The sequence below is a fragment of the Janibacter sp. CFPM2_SD2 genome (genome assembly GCF_057364645.1).
Genome location: NZ_JBNFOF010000299.1, coordinates 1 through 2,277, shown reverse-complemented (window position 1 = coordinate 2,277; position 2,277 = coordinate 1). Strand labels below are relative to the sequence as shown.

Here is a 2,277-nt window from a genome sequence, read left to right as displayed (position 1 = left end):
GGGGGTCAAGGCGGGGCGCTCTCGTGCGCGTCGCGGCCCAGGTGCTCGGCGGCGGCGGTGGCGGCAAGGACGACCTCGCCCAGGGTGGCGGCCAGGACGCCACGAAGGTCGAGGACGCCCTGGCGGCCATCGAGCGGGAGCTCGGTGTCTGACGCCGGGACGACCGTGCCGGAGCCCCGTCGAGGGGTCCGGCTCGGCATCGACGTGGGCGAGGCCAGGGTGGGGGTCGCGATGAGCGACCCCCACGGCCTGCTCGCGACGCCCGTGGAGACGGTGGCGCGTGATCTCCAGCACGGCCGTGACGTCGATCGGGTCGTCGAGATCGCCACCGAGGTCGAGGCGATGGAGGTCGTCGTCGGTCTCCCGCGCTCCCTCGACGGCTCCGAGGGCCCGGCCGCGGCGAAGGCGCGTTCGTGGGCCAAGAGCCTGGGTCTGGCCCTGCGCGAGGCGCCGATCGGGAACACGCCGATCCGCCTCGTGGACGAAAGGCTCACGACAGTGGATGCTCATCGGGGCCTGCGGGACAGCGGTGTGGCCGGTCGTCGCCATCGGGACGTGGTCGACCAGGCGGCCGCGGTGCTGATCCTGCAGACTGCGCTGGACACGGAGCGCGCAACCGGTAGACCCCCAGGGGAACGGGTAGGTCGGCCGCGCCGACGCACACCGCGGAAGGGCAACGACGCATGAACCAGCTCGACGACGACATCTTCGACGACGGGCCGCACGATCGCTCGCACACGCGCCGTCAGCGGCGGGCCACGGAGGCGCGCACCACGCGGCGCGGCGGAGCCGGCTGCCTGGCCATGCTCCTCGCGGCTGCGGTCGTCGTGGTCGCCATCGTCTTCGCCTTCGGCTCCCTGCGGTCGTTGATCCCCGGCGGGTCCGGCTCGAAGGACTTCGAGGGACCGGGACACGGCAAGGTCGAGGTCGAGGTCGCCTCGGGTCAGTCCGGCTCCGAGATCGGCGAGACCCTCGTCGAGGCGGGCGTCATCAAGTCGACGAGCAGCTTCACCGAGGTCGCGGCCGCCCAGCCGGACAAGGCCTCCTCGATCCAGCCGGGCACCTACGCGATGCTCAAGGAGATGCCGGCGGCCGACGCCTTCGACCGGCTCATCGACCCCAAGAACCGCGTCGCCAAGGGCATCACGATCCCCGAGGGCCTGTGGCGCTCGGAGATCTACAAGCGCCTGTCGGAGGGCACCGGCGTGCCGGTGTCGCAGTACGAGAAGGCCGAGAAGTCGGCGCAGCTGAAGCTGCCCGAGCAGGCCGGTGGCGACCTCGAGGGCTGGCTCTTCCCGTCGACCTACGAGTTCGACAAGGACACGAGCGCCGTCGCCCAGCTCAACGCGATGATCACCATGACGACCGACGAGCTGAAGAAGGCCAAGGTCCCGCAGGACACGTGGGAGCGCACCCTCACCGTCGCCTCGATCGTCGAGGGCGAGTCCGGCGCGGCCGACCGGGGCAAGGTCGCCCGGGTCATCGAGAACCGCCTGGCCGACGTCAACGGCCCGACCGTGGGGATGCTCAACATGGACAGCACCGTCCACTACGTCTTCCAGGAGCGTGGCAAGGCGGGCACGACCGACGAGATGCGCAACTCGGACAGCCCCTACAACACCTACAAGCACACGGGACTGCCCCCGGGGCCGATCAACAACCCCGGCGCCGAGGCGATCGAGGCGGCCGGCAACCCGGACGAGGGCGACTGGCTCTTCTTCGTCACCGTCGACCCGGACTCGGGCGAGACGAAGTTCGCCACGACCCAGCGCGAGCACGACAACAACGTCAAGGAGTTCGAGCAGTGGTGCGCGGACAACCAGGACCGGTGCTGACGAGCGAGACGACCCGGCACGCGGGCGTCCTCGGCAGCCCGATCCGGCACTCCCTCTCGCCGACCCTCCACACGGCCGGCTACGAGGCGGCCGGCCTCGCCGACTGGGACTACACGCCCCACGAGGTCGACGAAGGGGGCCTGGCCCCCTTCGTCGCCGGCCTCGACGTCATGTGGCGCGGCCTGAGCCTGACGATGCCGCTCAAGGTCGCGGCCTTCGACGTGGCCGACGAGGTGAGCGAGCTGGCCCGCAGGGCCGGGGCGATCAACACCCTCGTGCGCACCGACGCCGGCTGGATCGCGGACAACACAGACGTCTACGGGATCCGGGCCGCGCTGCGCGAGGCGGGGGTGACCGCGCCCGCGAGGACCCTCGTGCTCGGCTCCGGCGCGACGGCTCGCTCGGCGGCGCTCGCGATGCACGAGCTCGACGCCGAGCAGGT

Annotated in this window: 4 protein-coding genes; all 4 read left to right on the top strand. The window is 71.6% G+C overall.

Features of this window, described 5'->3' with window-relative positions; all coding sequences use genetic code 11:
- The first annotated feature begins 23 nt into the window (after positions 1-23).
- Positions 24-152, top strand: a complete 129-nt coding sequence (locus AC2W7J_RS17595; RefSeq protein WP_485984001.1) for a DHHA1 domain-containing protein — start codon at positions 24-26, stop codon at positions 150-152.
- Positions 153-231: 79 nt separating this feature from the next.
- Positions 232-687, top strand: a complete 456-nt coding sequence (gene ruvX, locus AC2W7J_RS17590; protein ID WP_255183603.1) for a Holliday junction resolvase RuvX — start codon at positions 232-234, stop codon at positions 685-687.
- Complete coding sequence (gene mltG, locus AC2W7J_RS17585; RefSeq protein WP_485983999.1) at positions 684-1,835, top strand: endolytic transglycosylase MltG; 1,152 nt, start codon at positions 684-686, stop codon at positions 1,833-1,835. Before ruvX ends, mltG begins: the two co-directional genes overlap by 4 nt.
- A partial coding sequence (locus AC2W7J_RS17580) for a shikimate dehydrogenase family protein (protein ID WP_485983997.1) occupies positions 1,829-2,277 on the top strand: 449 nt, incomplete at its 3' end. The genes mltG and AC2W7J_RS17580, both read left to right, overlap by 7 nt.